This is a genomic window from Nonlabens dokdonensis (assembly GCF_002162835.1).
Classification (GTDB): Bacteria; Bacteroidota; Bacteroidia; order Flavobacteriales; family Flavobacteriaceae; genus Nonlabens; species Nonlabens dokdonensis_B.
Map to the genome: position 1 here is coordinate 1 of NZ_MAAX01000111.1, position 14104 is coordinate 14104.

General features: G+C 34.6%; 13 protein-coding genes. 8 read left to right on the top strand and 5 right to left on the bottom strand.

Translation table 11 applies throughout. From position 1 onward, the window contains the following. Positions 1-408 (bottom strand): DUF5118 domain-containing protein (locus A9Q93_RS07270; protein ID WP_303686723.1); only part of this gene is annotated, 408 nt, incomplete at its 3' end. Positions 409-618: 210 nt separating this feature from the next. Continuing rightward, positions 619-1371 (bottom strand): helix-turn-helix transcriptional regulator, encoded by a 753-nt coding sequence (locus tag A9Q93_RS07275; protein ID WP_303686724.1) that lies wholly within the window; start codon positions 1369-1371, stop codon positions 619-621. Positions 1372-1671: 300 nt separating this feature from the next. Between A9Q93_RS07275 and A9Q93_RS07280 the strand changes: the two genes are divergently transcribed. From A9Q93_RS07280 to A9Q93_RS07315, 8 genes are all read left to right on the top strand, one after another. Then, the gene (locus tag A9Q93_RS07280) at positions 1672-3873 is read left to right on the top strand and encodes a bifunctional (p)ppGpp synthetase/guanosine-3',5'-bis(diphosphate) 3'-pyrophosphohydrolase (RefSeq protein WP_303686725.1); all 2202 of its coding nucleotides are present in this window, start codon (positions 1672-1674) and stop codon (positions 3871-3873) included. A gap of 3 nt (positions 3874-3876) precedes the next feature. After that, positions 3877-4341, top strand: coding sequence for a Fur family transcriptional regulator (locus tag A9Q93_RS07285; RefSeq protein ID WP_303686726.1), 465 nt, complete (start codon positions 3877-3879; stop codon positions 4339-4341). A 2-nt stretch (positions 4342-4343) separates the two neighbouring features. Beyond that, the gene (locus A9Q93_RS07290; RefSeq protein WP_303686727.1) at positions 4344-5615 is read left to right on the top strand and encodes an adenylosuccinate synthase; all 1272 of its coding nucleotides are present in this window, start codon (positions 4344-4346) and stop codon (positions 5613-5615) included. Positions 5616-5870: 255 nt separating this feature from the next. Further along, entirely contained in the window at positions 5871-6830 is a 960-nt protein-coding gene (locus A9Q93_RS07295) for a DUF368 domain-containing protein (protein WP_303686728.1), read from the top strand. Then, positions 6831-7850 carry a DUF368 domain-containing protein gene (locus A9Q93_RS07300; RefSeq protein ID WP_303686729.1) on the top strand — a complete coding sequence of 340 codons (1020 nt, stop codon included), beginning with the start codon at positions 6831-6833 and terminating at the stop codon, positions 7848-7850. Further along, a complete protein-coding gene (locus A9Q93_RS07305) occupies positions 7825-8616 on the top strand; it encodes a shikimate dehydrogenase (protein WP_303686730.1) in 792 nt (263 codons plus the stop codon). The genes A9Q93_RS07300 and A9Q93_RS07305 overlap by 26 nt, the downstream gene beginning before the upstream one ends. Positions 8617-8682: 66 nt before the next feature. Then, positions 8683-10920: a DUF349 domain-containing protein gene (locus A9Q93_RS07310; RefSeq protein ID WP_303686731.1), complete on the top strand. Its 2238-nt coding sequence runs from the start codon at positions 8683-8685 to the stop codon at positions 10918-10920. A 105-nt stretch (positions 10921-11025) separates the two neighbouring features. Continuing rightward, complete coding sequence (locus A9Q93_RS07315) at positions 11026-11721, top strand: hypothetical protein (RefSeq protein ID WP_303686732.1); 696 nt, start codon at positions 11026-11028, stop codon at positions 11719-11721. A 72-nt stretch (positions 11722-11793) separates the two neighbouring features. On the opposite strand, the gene A9Q93_RS07320 is transcribed toward A9Q93_RS07315, so the two are convergent. From A9Q93_RS07320 to A9Q93_RS07330, 3 genes are all read right to left on the bottom strand, one after another. Beyond that, the gene (locus A9Q93_RS07320; RefSeq protein ID WP_303686733.1) at positions 11794-12663 is read right to left on the bottom strand and encodes a BadF/BadG/BcrA/BcrD ATPase family protein; all 870 of its coding nucleotides are present in this window, start codon (positions 12661-12663) and stop codon (positions 11794-11796) included. A 75-nt stretch (positions 12664-12738) separates the two neighbouring features. Beyond that, positions 12739-13743, bottom strand: a complete 1005-nt coding sequence (gap, locus tag A9Q93_RS07325; RefSeq protein ID WP_303686734.1) for a type I glyceraldehyde-3-phosphate dehydrogenase — start codon at positions 13741-13743, stop codon at positions 12739-12741. 128 nt (positions 13744-13871) lie between these two features. Further along, a partial coding sequence (locus A9Q93_RS07330; RefSeq protein ID WP_303686735.1) for a 6-phosphofructokinase occupies positions 13872-14104 on the bottom strand: 233 nt, incomplete at its 5' end.

A 14104-nucleotide genomic window follows, 5' to 3' on the forward strand; every position in this document is an offset into this window, starting at 1 on the left:
GTCCAGTGCTACTTCATCATAAGATTTAACCTTCAATAAAATTTTATCTTGAAATCGCTCCCAAGACACTACTTGTTGATTAGTCTTAGAGCCTGCATTTAAATAGCCACCTCCTAAATTATTAGGGATTTGCGCGATACGAGTTACCCACAACATGTCTTTATCTAGTAAATCATGAGGAATCTCATAAAAATAATCTTCATCTACTTGATGAGTTGTAAATAAACCTTCATCAGTAATCGCATCATTAGTAATGACTTTATTATAAGATTTAAATTTTGATTTTTTCTTGCTGGCAGTTTCTTTAGTTTGTTCCTCTTTTTGCGCGACTGCCTTTTGAGTAGTCTTACAACTGCTTAAAAATAAAGCTATAGCCATCGCAAGAGTAGTGAAAATAGTTCTTTTCATTGATTATATAAATTGATTAGTTGGGTAAAATAATTAAAAGAACAGACTACATGTCCCTATTTTGAACAGCTTAACAAAACATTAAATGAATCGTCTAGATCAAATAGGTACAGATTATAAGATACAAATGGAGCAACAATAGATGTTACAACATGATGTTATAAAGGGTTAATTTAATAATTCCGCTTTCGCGAAAGCGAGATTTTCATATCATTGATTGTTAAAACGAGCCATGAGCTCTGTCACCTTATTAACGTCTAATTTTTTATAGATGTTTTTTATATGAGTTTTAACTGTGTGAGGAGAGATAAACTCTTCAGAAGCGATTTCATTATGGGCCTTTCCTTCTAATAGATAACCTAGTATTTTCTTTTCTGAAGGAGTTAAAACATACGTTGAATAATGAATAGTTTTATCAAATAAGGTTTCTTGCTCATCTTTACGATTTAACCTCAATAATCCACGTACACCGTTAAAACATAAGGTAGACTCATAGCATATACCGGTTGAAAAAGACGGTTTACCTTCTTGATCAAAGCCAGCATAAGAACTGTATTCTACAACAGATATAAGTTTCCCTGTATTGATGTTTTGCATGCGATAGTACAATTCAAAAACAATGGCTTCTTGATCTTTAATATTCATCTTTTTAGCAAGATTATTCATCTCTGGAAATAAATCGTTAGACAAGGCTTTAAAGTCTTGTTTTTTGATAATTTCAGGTAAAATATCAAGACCTTTTTTATAAAAATCTGATGCTTTAAAACCAGTAAAAATGAAGCATGCATCGCTTACAAAATCATATCTCATCTCGTTTAAGTTGAGAATATAACGCATAGAACCAGCGTTCAAACCAGTTACAGATTGGTTCTTAAAATTTTCAAGAAACGGTTCTATTTCATCGTTCTTTTTTGAAGCCATATGACGCAAGGCTTCTTTATGTGCTTCTAGGGAAAGCTTCATTTAATTATAAGTTCTACATCGCTAAATTAACTTAAATTTAAGTTTTATGAAGGTGATGGCAAAGGATTTTGAAATGACCATTTAATGCTATAAAATCACCATCTATTAAGTAGCTATGAATCAATTACATAAAAGCAAACGACGTATTTAAAATTCTTTGCACTGTTTTTATGTAGCTGCATTTAATTCACTTAAGTACATAATTTTTTTTCTGAATCGAGGAAATTAGACCTGTAAAAATCTACCACTTGAGCTTATAAAATAATTGGTCATATCCGTAAAGTACCTTAACTTTACTATATGACTGATGTGGAAATAAAAGAGGAAAATAAACTGATAGCAAAGGGCTATAAAGACCTTTTAAAAATCAGTTATCAAATGCTTACCGATGAGGATAAAAAGCTGATTAGAAAAGCTTTTGACATAGCGGTAGAAGCACATGCGCCACAACGACGCAAATCTGGCGAGGCTTACATTTTTCATCCTATTGCGGTTGCAAAAATAGTTGCCAAACAAATAGGTCTAGACGCCACAGCAATTGCTGCAGCCTTATTACATGATGTAGTAGAAGATACAGCTTATACTTTATCAGATATTGAAAGACTTTTTGGCGAGACTATTGCTCGTATAGTAGATGGTCTTACCAAAATTGCACATCTTAAAAAGGATGCCGATATATCGCAACAGGCAGAGAATTTCAGAAAAATGCTGCTAACTCTTAACGACGATATAAGAGTAATTATCATAAAAATAGCCGATCGTTTACATAATATGCAAACGATGGACAGCATGCCTGATTACAAACAGGTAAAAATAGCCAGTGAGACACTTTACATTTATGCTCCTATTGCTCATAGGCTAGGTCTGTATAATATTAAAACAGAACTAGAAGATCTAGGTCTTAAATACACAGAGCCAGAAGTCTTCAATGATATACAGCAATCCATTGTGGATAGCAAAGAGGAGCAAAAAAAATATATCAAAGACTTTAGTGCCGTAATAGATGAAAGTCTAGAAAAAGAAGGATTAGAATATAGAATTTCAGGTCGCCCTAAATCTGTCTTTTCTATACGTCGTAAGATGCTCAAGCAAAGTGTTTCTTTTGATGAGGTTTACGATAAATTTGCGGTGCGTATCATTTTTAGAAGTGATAGAGCAAATGAAAAGTTTCTTGCATGGAAAATTTACTCTGTTGTAACAGATCATTTTACACCAAATCCTGTGCGTTTAAGAGACTGGATAAGCTCTCCTAAGTCAACCGGTTATGAAGCCCTACATATCACAGTGATGGGACCTGATGGAAGATGGGTAGAAGTTCAAATTAGATCAGAACGAATGCATGAAATCGCCGAAAAAGGTTATGCAGCGCACTACAAATATAAGCAAGGTGATAAAGAAGATGGTCTTGATGAGTGGTTGAATCGTTTACAAGAAGCATTAGAAAATCAAGATGGTAATGCTGTCGACTTTGTAGAACAGTTCAAATTGAATCTTTACAGTAAAGAGATATTTGTATTCACGCCTACAGGTGAATTAAAATCTTTACCAAAGTCCTCTACACCACTAGACTTTGCTTTTGCTATTCATACTGAGGTAGGTTTACACACACGTGGCGCACGAGTGAACGGTAAATTAGTACCATTATCGCATGAACTTAAAAGCGGTGATCAAGTAGATATTATCACATCAGAAAATCAGAAGCCTACTAAAAACTGGCTGGATTATGCTACTACTGCAAGGGCACGATCTAAAATTAAAAGCGCCTTAAAAGAAGATCAAAAAATTATTGCTGCTGATGGTAAAGAAATTTTAAAGCGAAAACTGAAATCACAGAAGATTGTCCTCGACGAAACGAGTGTGAATCAAATGGTCAACTTCTTTAAATTAAAAACCAGTCACGATCTTTTTTATCGAGTAGGAAATGGAACGATTGATAATAAGGCTATAAAAGATTATGCCAATAGCCGTAGCAATGCGTTGTACTCTTTTCTGAAAAATAAAATCAGAAAGCCTAAGGAGAATCCAGATATCAATAAGGAAGAAGTTACTGAAAATTATGACGCTATAGTTTTTGGTAAGGAAGGAGCTACTTTGGATTACACACTATCAAAGTGTTGTAATCCCATCGCAGGAGATGCAGTTTTTGGATTTACAACTGTAAGTGAAGGAATAAAAGTTCACAAAAACAATTGTCCTAATGCCATAAGTTTACAAAGTAAATTTGCTTATAGAATTATCAGTGCTAAATGGATAGACTCCACACAACGTGAGTATAAGGCAGAATTAAAACTAACAGGAATAGACCGCATGGGACTTGTTCAAGAAGTTACAGGAGTTATATCTGAAAATATGCATGTGAATATTAGAAATATTTCCTTTAATAGTAATCATGGAGTTTTTACGGGCGAGATAACCGTTGTAGTACCTAATAAAAATCTACTTACTTCTCTTATTCAAAATCTAAACAAATTAAATGGTATCGATAAGGTAACCAGATCTTAAAATATGAGTGAAATTATCAACAATCTTGAAAGAGAGCAGGAAATAGTTAGAAATGTTTTTACACAATTCTTGAGTGAAAATAAACATCGTAAAACTCCAGAAAGATATGCGATACTAGATGAAATATATGCGAGCGATGAGCATTTTGACATAGAGTCATTATATACCAAAATGAAAGATCAAAATTACCGTGTAAGTCGCGCTACGCTTTATAATACTATTGAATTATTGCTGGAGTGTAAATTAGTTAGAAGACACCAATTTAATCAAAATCAATCTCATTATGAGAAATCTTATTTTGACAGACAGCACGATCATTTAATCATCTCAGATACTAACGAAGTGATAGAATTTTGCGACCCAAGAATAGAGTCAATAAAAAAGACAATAGAAGAGGTTTTTAATGTCTCGATTACCAATCATTCTTTATACTTTTACGGCGTTAAAAAAACAACTGAAAAAAAATAACAATGGCAGTAGATTTATTGCTCGGTCTTCAATGGGGCGACGAAGGAAAAGGTAAAATTGTAGATGTTCTTACCTCTAATTATGACATCGTCGCAAGATTTCAAGGTGGTCCGAATGCAGGACATACTTTAGAATTTGACGGTATTAAACATGTTCTTAGAACAATTCCTTCTGGAATTTTTCATGAAAAGTCCATGAATGTAATTGGTAACGGTGTGGTTATCGATCCTGTAGTGTTTGTACAAGAATTAGAAGGATTAGATAAATTTGATATTGATTACAAAAGCAAACTAATTTTGTCTAGAAAGGCTCATGTGATCCTTCCTACTCACAGATTGTTAGATGCCGCTTCTGAAGCTTCAAAAGGAAAAGCAAAAATAGGATCTACTCTCAAAGGAATAGGGCCTACTTACATGGATAAAACAGGTCGTAATGGTATAAGACTAGGAGATCTGGAACTTAATACATGGAAAGATAAATATAGAGCTCTTGCAAATAAGCATGAAGAACTTATTGCTTTTCACAACGTAGATATTCAATATAATTTACCTGAAATGGAAGCAGAATTCTTTAAAGCTGTAGAAACGCTTAAAGAATTAACTTTTATAGACAGCGAAGAATATTTACAACAAGCTCAAAAAAATGGAAAGTCTATTCTTGCAGAAGGTGCTCAAGGATCATTACTCGACATTGACTTTGGTACTTATCCTTTTGTAACTTCTTCAAATACGACTGCTGCCGGTGCTTGTACAGGTTTAGGAGTTGCACCTAATCAAATAGGTGAAGTATTTGGAATATTTAAAGCCTATACCACTCGTGTAGGTAGCGGCCCATTCCCTACCGAATTATTTGATGAAGTAGGTGCAGAAATGGCAAAAGTAGGTCATGAATTTGGCGCAGTAACTGGTCGAGCAAGACGTTGCGGCTGGTTAGATCTAGTAGCATTAAAATACACATGTCAGGTAAACGGTGTAACACAGTTGATGATGATGAAAGGAGATGTACTCTCTGGATTTGATAAACTTAAAGTTTGTACGGCCTATAAATATAAAGGTGAAGAAATTACACACTTACCTTATAATATAGAACCAGAGAACGTTACTCCTATTTATTCAGAATTTGATTGCTGGAAAGAAGATCTTACCAAAATGAGAGAACCTTCTCAATTTCCTAAGGAGCTCAATACTTACATTGATTTCTTAGAAAAAGAATTAGAAATTCCTATTAAAGTTGTTAGTGTAGGACCTGATAGAACACAAACTATCCACAGATAAATTTAAAATCTCAAATCCCAAGCCTCAATACTTGGGATTTGGTTTTATTAGAGAAGAATAGAAATTATAGTTACAAGTACATTCTTAAATTGTTCTTTAATTACCGCATTAGTGAGTTAACAACCTTCTTTATTAAATTATAAAATTCATATTACAAATTGTATTATATTTCTATTTAGTAATAATAATTTGAGATACAGTTCTCACAGTTATTAATGAGTTGTTGCTACAGGAAATTTTTAAAAAATATTAATAATGCCTCTTAAAAAAAACATTACCACTGCTATTAAAGGAATGCTTATGGGTGCTGCAGATGTAGTACCTGGAGTTTCAGGAGGAACCATTGCTTTTATAACTGGGATCTATGAAGAATTGATTAAAACTATAGATGGTATAGATTTACAGCTATTAAAAGACTTCTTTAAAATAGGAGTCAAAAATACATTTGTAAAGTACAATCTAAGCTTTCTTCTTTCATTAGTTATAGGTATCGCAATAAGTGTGTTAAGTCTATCTAAACTTCTTACTTATCTTCTAGAGACGTATCCTGTGTTGCTGTGGTCGTTCTTTTTTGGTTTAGTACTAGCTAGTGTCATCTACATAGGTAAGCAAATATCTAAATGGAATTTAGGTGTGGTAACAGCTATTCTTTTGGGAACTATTGCTTCCTATTATATCACAATTGCTGAGCCTTTAGGGTCACCAGATAGCTGGTGGTATATAATTTTTTCTGGCTTTATCGCTATAATCGCTATGATTTTGCCAGGAGTTTCAGGTGCTTTTTTACTATTACTTTTAGGAAGTTACAAGACCGTTTTAGGCTCTATATCTGGTTTAATGGAAGCTATAGCTGCTGGCAACTGGTCTCTAGTATGGGATTATTTAAGTAATTTACTACTTTTTGCATTGGGTTGTGTGGTAGGTCTTAAAGTATTTTCTCGAATACTCACCTGGTTATTTGAAAATCAAAAAAATCTCACTCTAGCATTATTAACTGGTTTTATGATCGGTTCCTTAAATAAGCTATGGCCGTGGAAGGAAGTGATAAAATATCGAACTAACAGTCATGGAATACAAGTTCCATTTTTAGAAAAAAGTATCTCACCATTAAATTATGATGGTGATCCACAGATAGTATACGTTTGCCTACTTGCTCTACTTGGATTTATATTAATCTTAGGATTAGAACGTTGGGCAAACAAAAAACAAATATAATTGCGCCAGCCTACAAGAAGCTTTACCGATAAACTATTCCTAGTCCTAAAAGGAGTAGCTATGGGAACTGCAAATAAGGTTCCTGGAATAAGCGGTGGCGTTGTAGCATATGTAGGTGGATTCTATGAAGAGTTTATCAACTCGCTACAAAAGTTAAATTTGAAAGCCGTTAAACTTTTCTTCTCGGGAAGGTTCGGTAGCTTTTTTAATTACATCAACGGTAGGTTTTTATCTTTATTAATATTAGGTGAAGCCTTGAGCTATTTTACCGTAAGTAAAGGGTTTGATTTACTTATTCAATATTATCCTATACTTGTTTGGGCTATTTTTTTCGGCATGATTTTAGGCTCCATTTATTACATTTCGCGCAGTTTTGGAGAATGGACACGCAACAACATGTTCATTTTAGTAATAGGTACGCTTATAGGAATAGGCACTTCCCTACTCGATCCAGCTACAGAAAATACCAATCTATTTTTTGTATTCTTTTGTGGTATGATAAGTATAACAGGAATGACTATTCCTGGACTAAGCGGCAGCTTTATACTCATCTTATTAGGTAATTACGTATTGCTTTTAGTAGACAGTATTAATGCCTTTTTTGATACTATGGTAGCAGTTATCCAAGGTGATTTCTCATGGTGGCAGGATCCTGTCCATATGGAATTACTACAAATTTTAAGCGTGTTCACATTAGGATCGATTATAGGACTAGTGAGCCTTTCACATCTTTTAGGGTGGACTATAAAACATTATCGCAATGAGACTAATGCGATGATTATAGGTTTTATAACAGGCTCCTTAGGTGTGGTATGGCCGTGGAAAAGAGAAATCTTTAAAACTACAGAAGAAGGATTTTTAATCCTAGATAAAAACGGAGACTACATATTAGAAAATTATAGCCGTTACTGGCCAGAATTTACAGACTCTTATACATGGATTGCAATACTTATGATAATCATAGGTTTTTTAAGTGTTTATATTTTAGATCATTATGGAAATAAAGCAAATCCCATCTAGCATTTTTGGACTAGTAGGAGAACGACTGGATTACAGTTTTTCTCGATCTTATTTTAGTGAGAAATTTGAAAAACTAGGACTAGAAGATCATCATTATAGAAATTTTGAAATGAGTAGGGATTTCTTATTATCTCGCTTTCGCGAAAGCGTTACCTACAACGAGCAAACTAGAACTACTAACGGTAAAAATGAGATTTTGAGAGGACTAAATGTGACTATTCCTTATAAAGAGCACATGTTGCAGGTAGTGGATGATATAAGTGAGGAAGCAAAAGTTATAGGTGCGATAAACACGGTTACCATTGAAGATAATATCTGGACAGGTCATAACACTGATTGTTATGGGTTTGCAAAAAGCCTCGAGAAGTTCTTACCCATTAAAAAAAACGCCCTTATACTAGGAACTGGTGGCGCTTCTAAAGCAGTGGCTTATACGCTAGAAGCCATGCAAATTCCATTTTTGTTTGTGAGTAGGAATCCGCAAGACGAGTTTACAATAGACTATAAGTCAGTAAATAAAGAGGTTCTAGAAATGGTAAGCCTTATTGTAAACACCACACCATTAGGCGTCGTTCCAGATGTTCATTTGAGACCTGATATACCTTACGAGCACTTGAATGACTCTCATATTCTTTATGACCTTGTCTATAATCCTGCACTTACAATGTTCATGAAACTAGGGCAACAGAAAGGATCTCAAGTGATTAACGGCCATGAAATGCTTAAACATCAAGCAGAAAAAGCGTGGGAACTTTGGAATAAGTAATGCACCATTGCATTGTAGGTATAGAAGAATCTATTTATCTTGCCGTTCCTATTAAAAATTATAGTAATGGATAAGAATGACAACCTGCAAAATGCAGATGGAAATACGCCAGAAATGGATTCAAAAAAGACCGAATCTCAAGACGCTTTAGAAAACGCGATGTTAGAAGAAGCTACGGAAAAAACGACCAACACAGAAGGTCAAGAAACTACTGATAGCGAGACAGATAGTGAGCAACCGGTAAAAACCGGCACTAACAAGGTAGAAGAAACTACTCAAGACACTTCTACGACGCATGAAGATGCTATTGTAAATGAAAAAGAAGCAGTGGAAAAGTCTGAAGACCCTATAGTTGAAGTGGACGATGAAACTGGAACTGCTGCAGCAAATAATGTAGAGACAACTTCTGAAACCACTGAGTCTACAAAAAATGATGATGACGATGAAGATGATAACGAGCCAGAAGACGATAGCGTTAAAGAAATAGAAGAAAAGGATTATGCTTCTATGGACATGCCTGCTCTTGTAAACGAGTTGCGTTTCTTAATGCAAGAATATCCTATCAATAGTTTCAGAACTCAAGCTGAAGATATTAAAAAAGCTTTTGAAGCTGCAGATGCTGATGCTAAAAAGGAAGCTCAAGAAAAGTTCAAGGAAGAGAATCCACCTAGTGATGATCCTCTAGCACCAGAGTTTGAATATAAAAATGAGATCGCTACAGAATTCTATGATCTTCACTCCCTTTATAGAAAGCAAAAAGGACAATTTCAAAGAGACAAACGCAAGCAACAAGAAGATAATCTTGCAAAACGTCGAGAAATCATTGAAAACATAAAACTTCTTATAGATCAAGAAGAAAATATAGGAACAACTTTTAAAAAGTTCCATGCCCTACAGGACGAGTGGAAAGCAACAGGTAATATACCTCATGATGCCTATAACATCACGTGGGAAGATTATCGTCTAGCGACTCAAAACTTTTATGATTATATAGATTTAAGTAAAGAATTGCGAGATAAAGATTTTGAACGCAATCTTGAATTTAGAAATAAGATTATCGCTCGTGCCGTAGAATTAGGAAATGAAGAGAACATTCATAAAGCCTTAAGAGAGCTGCAAGAGTTGCACCGTATGTGGAAAGAAGATGCTGGACCAGTTGCAAAAGAGATGCGTGATCCTATCTGGGATGAATTTAGCGCGGCGACAAAAGTGATTCATGATAAACGACAAGCTTATTATGAGGAACGCGATAAAATCAATGCAAAAAACCAGCTCATCAAAGAAAATATTGTGGCTGAAATTGCTAAGATCACTGAGCAAGGAGCAAAAAACCACAAAGAATGGCAAGATAGACTTGAGGAGATAAAAGTTTTAAGAGAATTGTTTACTACAACAGGACCTGCGCCTAAAGCTGTAAATAACGAGTTGTGGAATCAATTTAGAACCGTTACTAGAGAGTTCAACAAGGCTAAAAATGATTATTACAAAGGTCTTAAAAAAGAGCAACAAGATAATCTTGATGCAAAAATGAAATTGATTGCTATTGCTGAAGAGCATCAAGACAATGAGAATTTTGCTGAAGGTTTGCAAATCATGAAACGCATTCAGGCAGAATGGAAACAAATAGGTCATGTTCCTAAAAAGGATAGTGATAAGATCTGGAAACGTTTTCAAAAAGCCTGTAACGCCTTTTTTGATAAAAAATCGGCTCAAAAGAAAGAAGAGAATAAAGAAGAAGTTGAAAATTTTGAAGCAAAAATGAAAGTTTATGATGCTTTGAAAGAAATGATACCTCAAGATGACAAAAAAGCAATGCTTGCTCAAGTAGAACTGCATATGGCAGACTGGGCTAAAATAGGTCGTGTACCGTATAGCAAGCGTATGATTCAAGATAAGTTTGAAAAGCTTTTACAAGCTAAATTAAAAGCTTCTGGATTAAGTGCTGTTGATGCCGAAATGCTGAAGTATCAAAACAAACTTGCTAGTTTACAAAACGGAGATGAAAAGGATTTTAAAAACGAACGTTTCTATCTAAGAAAAAGACGTGATGAAATTCAAGATGAAGTAAGACAACTCGATAATAACTTACAGTTTATTAATGCAAAGGACGACAAGAATCCATTTTTAGTTCAGACTAAAAAGAACATTGCAGAATTGAACAAGGAACTAGACGTTATTAAAGAAAAGCAAAAGCAATTAAATATTCTTCAAAGACAAATGAAGAAAGAGGAAGAAGAAGCTGAGGCAGCAGCAGCTGAAAATGAAGCGACAGAATCGCAAGAGAGTGAAGCTCCTGCAGAATAAATAGTTTAGTCATCGCCTTATAATTAGAAAGCTGTTTTAATATACTTAAAACAGCTTTTTTATATTTATTTCTTGTTTAAAAGCAACTAATTAAAAGTCCTTTTTATGTTTAAAAAGTTAGAAAAATTATTGGGAAAACCTATGAAATACTACGAGAACCTTATGTCTTCTCGTAAAGAAATTGCCCAGATAACAGCTGCTCAAAAACAATTGATTTTAGAACAATTAGAACCATTGACCCTAGATGCTTATCGATTTAATTCATTACCGGTGGTGGCAGAGGAATATATCTCTAACTTTATAGAAGTACCTAAAAATAAAAAAGAACAAGCCTTACCTTGTAAAGGAGTATTTGAGCGGAATGATCAACTAGCTTTTCTATTTATTGACGATGAAAAAGCCATTAAAAACGCTTCTAATTACCAGCTTATTTTAAAAAAGCAGTTGTCAGAAAATCGGTTAAAGAACATAAAAACACAAGAAGGTACCTTAGTGCAAAGCTTACCTATTTGGGAAGAAATTATTCATAGGTTCCCTAAAGTACATAAGTTAGTCGTGGCGACACATGAGGAGCATCCTTGGACTTTATACAAGGAAACCGCAAAAGAAATCGAGCAGACTTCATCCTATAAAATGATGTTAGGTGGTTACCCTAAATGGCATTTTCATCAATTAGATTTCAGAAAACTAAAACCGTTAGAATTTATTCTAGAATACAGAATAGAAGAAAAAGATTTTTCTATCTATTTTTTTAAGGATCCTGAAACTAATGAGGTAGTCTCTTTTGAACAAAAGGACTAGAAATAAAAAGCTCCTTTAAAAGTGATTACCTTTAAAAGAGCTTTATACAAAGTTCCAGAGACGATTTAAAATCTATGAAATCTGTTGTTTTTTTATTTTATCAATATGGTATTGTACTAATCCATCAATAGGCCTGCGTACGATGTTACCTACTTCATAACCAAATTCTGCTGCGACTTGTTTTATTCTCGCTTGTGCAAAATGAGCTATACTACCTACAAAGTGTACTTCGTGAGATTTTATTTCTTCACTGAATTGTAAAATCATGTTACGTGAAAATTTACGCAAGCCTTTACGAAGTAACTTCTTGATATAACGCTCTTCTAGATTTTGAAAGATAAACTCTGCATGATGCGCAAGAAATGCGTTGGGATTAGGTTGCTTGTACAAATGAAATTTGATGTAATCTGGATCCATGTTGTAAGCCTCAGCAAACTTTTTCATCAAGTCTTTAGGCATGTTTCTAAATCCATAATCTCTAAGTAAGTTCTTACCGTACCAGTTACCACTTGCCTCATCCATTAAAGTATATCCTAAAGAGACTACTCGCTGCACAATATTCTCTCCATCTGAGAAACAACAATTAGAACCTGTTCCTAATATACAAACTACACCAGGCTCATCACCTACAGCGGCATATACAGCAGCAGCAGTATCTTCTTTTACCACTACTTCACTCTTGTGAAAATAGCTAGAAAGTAATATTTCTAGATTTTTTCTAGGACCTTCTGTACCACAGCCAGCACCATAAAAAAAGACTTGATCTACATTTTCTTTATTTGCAACCAGCTCTTCACTTTCTAGAATGCGTTCTTGAAGTTGCTCTGTAGTGAGTATAGCGGGATTCATTCCACGAGTACGTGTCTTAAAAAGTTGCTTACCATCGTTATCCAGCGCAATCCAGTCCGACTTTGTAGAACCACTGTCAGTTATCAGAATCATAAGATTTATTATAAGGTTAGTGACAAAAAGAAAAGCGCTGTAAATAGAAAATTACAGCGCTTTTGCTAACTTATATTATAAAGAATTTACTTTTTCAGCAAGATCTACTAATTTATTAGAGTAACCGAACTCGTTATCATACCAGCTTACTAGCTTAAAGAATGTAGGGTTCAACTCGATAGCTGCACCAGCATCATAAATACTCGTACGCGCATCGCTTACAAAATCCTGAGAAACAACAGGCTCATCAGTGTAACCTACTACACCTTGCATGTCGCCATTTGCCGCTTTCGCGAAAGCGGAATTAATTTCCTCTAAACTAGTTTCTTTTTCAAGCTTCACAGTTAAATCTACCACAGAAACATCTACCGTAGGAACACGGAAAGCCATACCGGTAAGTTTACCTTTTAATTCTGGAATTACCTTAGTTACTGCAACAGCAGCTCCTGTAGAAGTAGGAATAATGTTATTCATAGCACTTCTACCTAAACGATAATTCTTCTTACTAGGTGCATCTACAGTTTGTTGTGTTGCCGTAGCAGCATGAACTGTAGTCATTAAAGCTTCCTGGATACCAAAGTTATCGTTCAATATCTTTGCCATAGGTGCAAGACAGTTAGTCGTACATGAAGCGTTAGAAACGATATTATGATCTGCGGTTAGTTCTGAATCGTTTACTCCCATAACAAACATAGGAGCTGTTTTTGATGGAGCAGAGATTACTACTTTCTTTGCACCAGCATCTAAGTGTGCTTGTGCATTATCAAGATCTGTAAAGATACCTGTACAGTCTGCAACTACATCTACTCCTACTTCATCCCATTTTAGATTCTTAGGGTCGCGCTCGCTTGTTACTCTTACTGTTACACCATCGATGATTAAGTTACCATCTTTAATTTCTATACTACCACCGTAACGTCCATGAACGGAATCATACTCTAATAAATAAGCCAGTTGCTCTACATCTACTAAATCGTTGATTGCTACAACTTCTACATTTTCTCTCTTTAACGTAGCTCTAAAAACGATACGACCTATACGTCCAAAACCGTTTATTCCTAATCTTAATTTTTTGCTCATCTTTTACTATTTATTTATAATTTTTAATTTCAAATCTGGCCTTTACATTGAGTTTAAAACCAGTTTCCTCGATTTCCTATTTTAGACAGTTGGAACTGTTAATATATGTTTCTTAATGCGATAACTGATTAAGTCGTCATTATATCACTTACACGTATCAATTCTAGATCGATATCTGTTTTACCCTTCACGGCCTTATCGATAGGACACAATACCATTTGAGTATCTTTAATTCCTACCATGTAATTGGTTTTTCCCTCTAGAAGACTCTCTACCGCTTTAACGCCCATACGACTAGCAAGAACACGATCTGCACAAGAAGGTGAACCACCACGCTGCATATGTCCTAATACAGAAACAC

Coding starts and splice junctions, on each gene's coding strand:
- A9Q93_RS07275 (WP_303686724.1), bottom strand. CDS start 1,371: ATGAAGCTTTCCCTAGAAGCACATAAAGAAGCCTTGCGTCATATGGCT.
- A9Q93_RS07280 (WP_303686725.1), top strand. CDS start 1,672: ATGACTGATGTGGAAATAAAAGAGGAAAATAAACTGATAGCAAAGGGC.
- A9Q93_RS07285 (WP_303686726.1), top strand. CDS start 3,877: ATGAGTGAAATTATCAACAATCTTGAAAGAGAGCAGGAAATAGTTAGA.
- A9Q93_RS07290 (WP_303686727.1), top strand. CDS start 4,344: ATGGCAGTAGATTTATTGCTCGGTCTTCAATGGGGCGACGAAGGAAAA.
- A9Q93_RS07295 (WP_303686728.1), top strand. CDS start 5,871: ATGCCTCTTAAAAAAAACATTACCACTGCTATTAAAGGAATGCTTATG.
- A9Q93_RS07305 (WP_303686730.1), top strand. CDS start 7,825: ATGGAAATAAAGCAAATCCCATCTAGCATTTTTGGACTAGTAGGAGAA.
- A9Q93_RS07310 (WP_303686731.1), top strand. CDS start 8,683: ATGGATAAGAATGACAACCTGCAAAATGCAGATGGAAATACGCCAGAA.
- A9Q93_RS07315 (WP_303686732.1), top strand. CDS start 11,026: ATGTTTAAAAAGTTAGAAAAATTATTGGGAAAACCTATGAAATACTAC.
- A9Q93_RS07320 (WP_303686733.1), bottom strand. CDS start 12,663: ATGATTCTGATAACTGACAGTGGTTCTACAAAGTCGGACTGGATTGCG.
- gap (WP_303686734.1), bottom strand. CDS start 13,743: ATGAGCAAAAAATTAAGATTAGGAATAAACGGTTTTGGACGTATAGGT.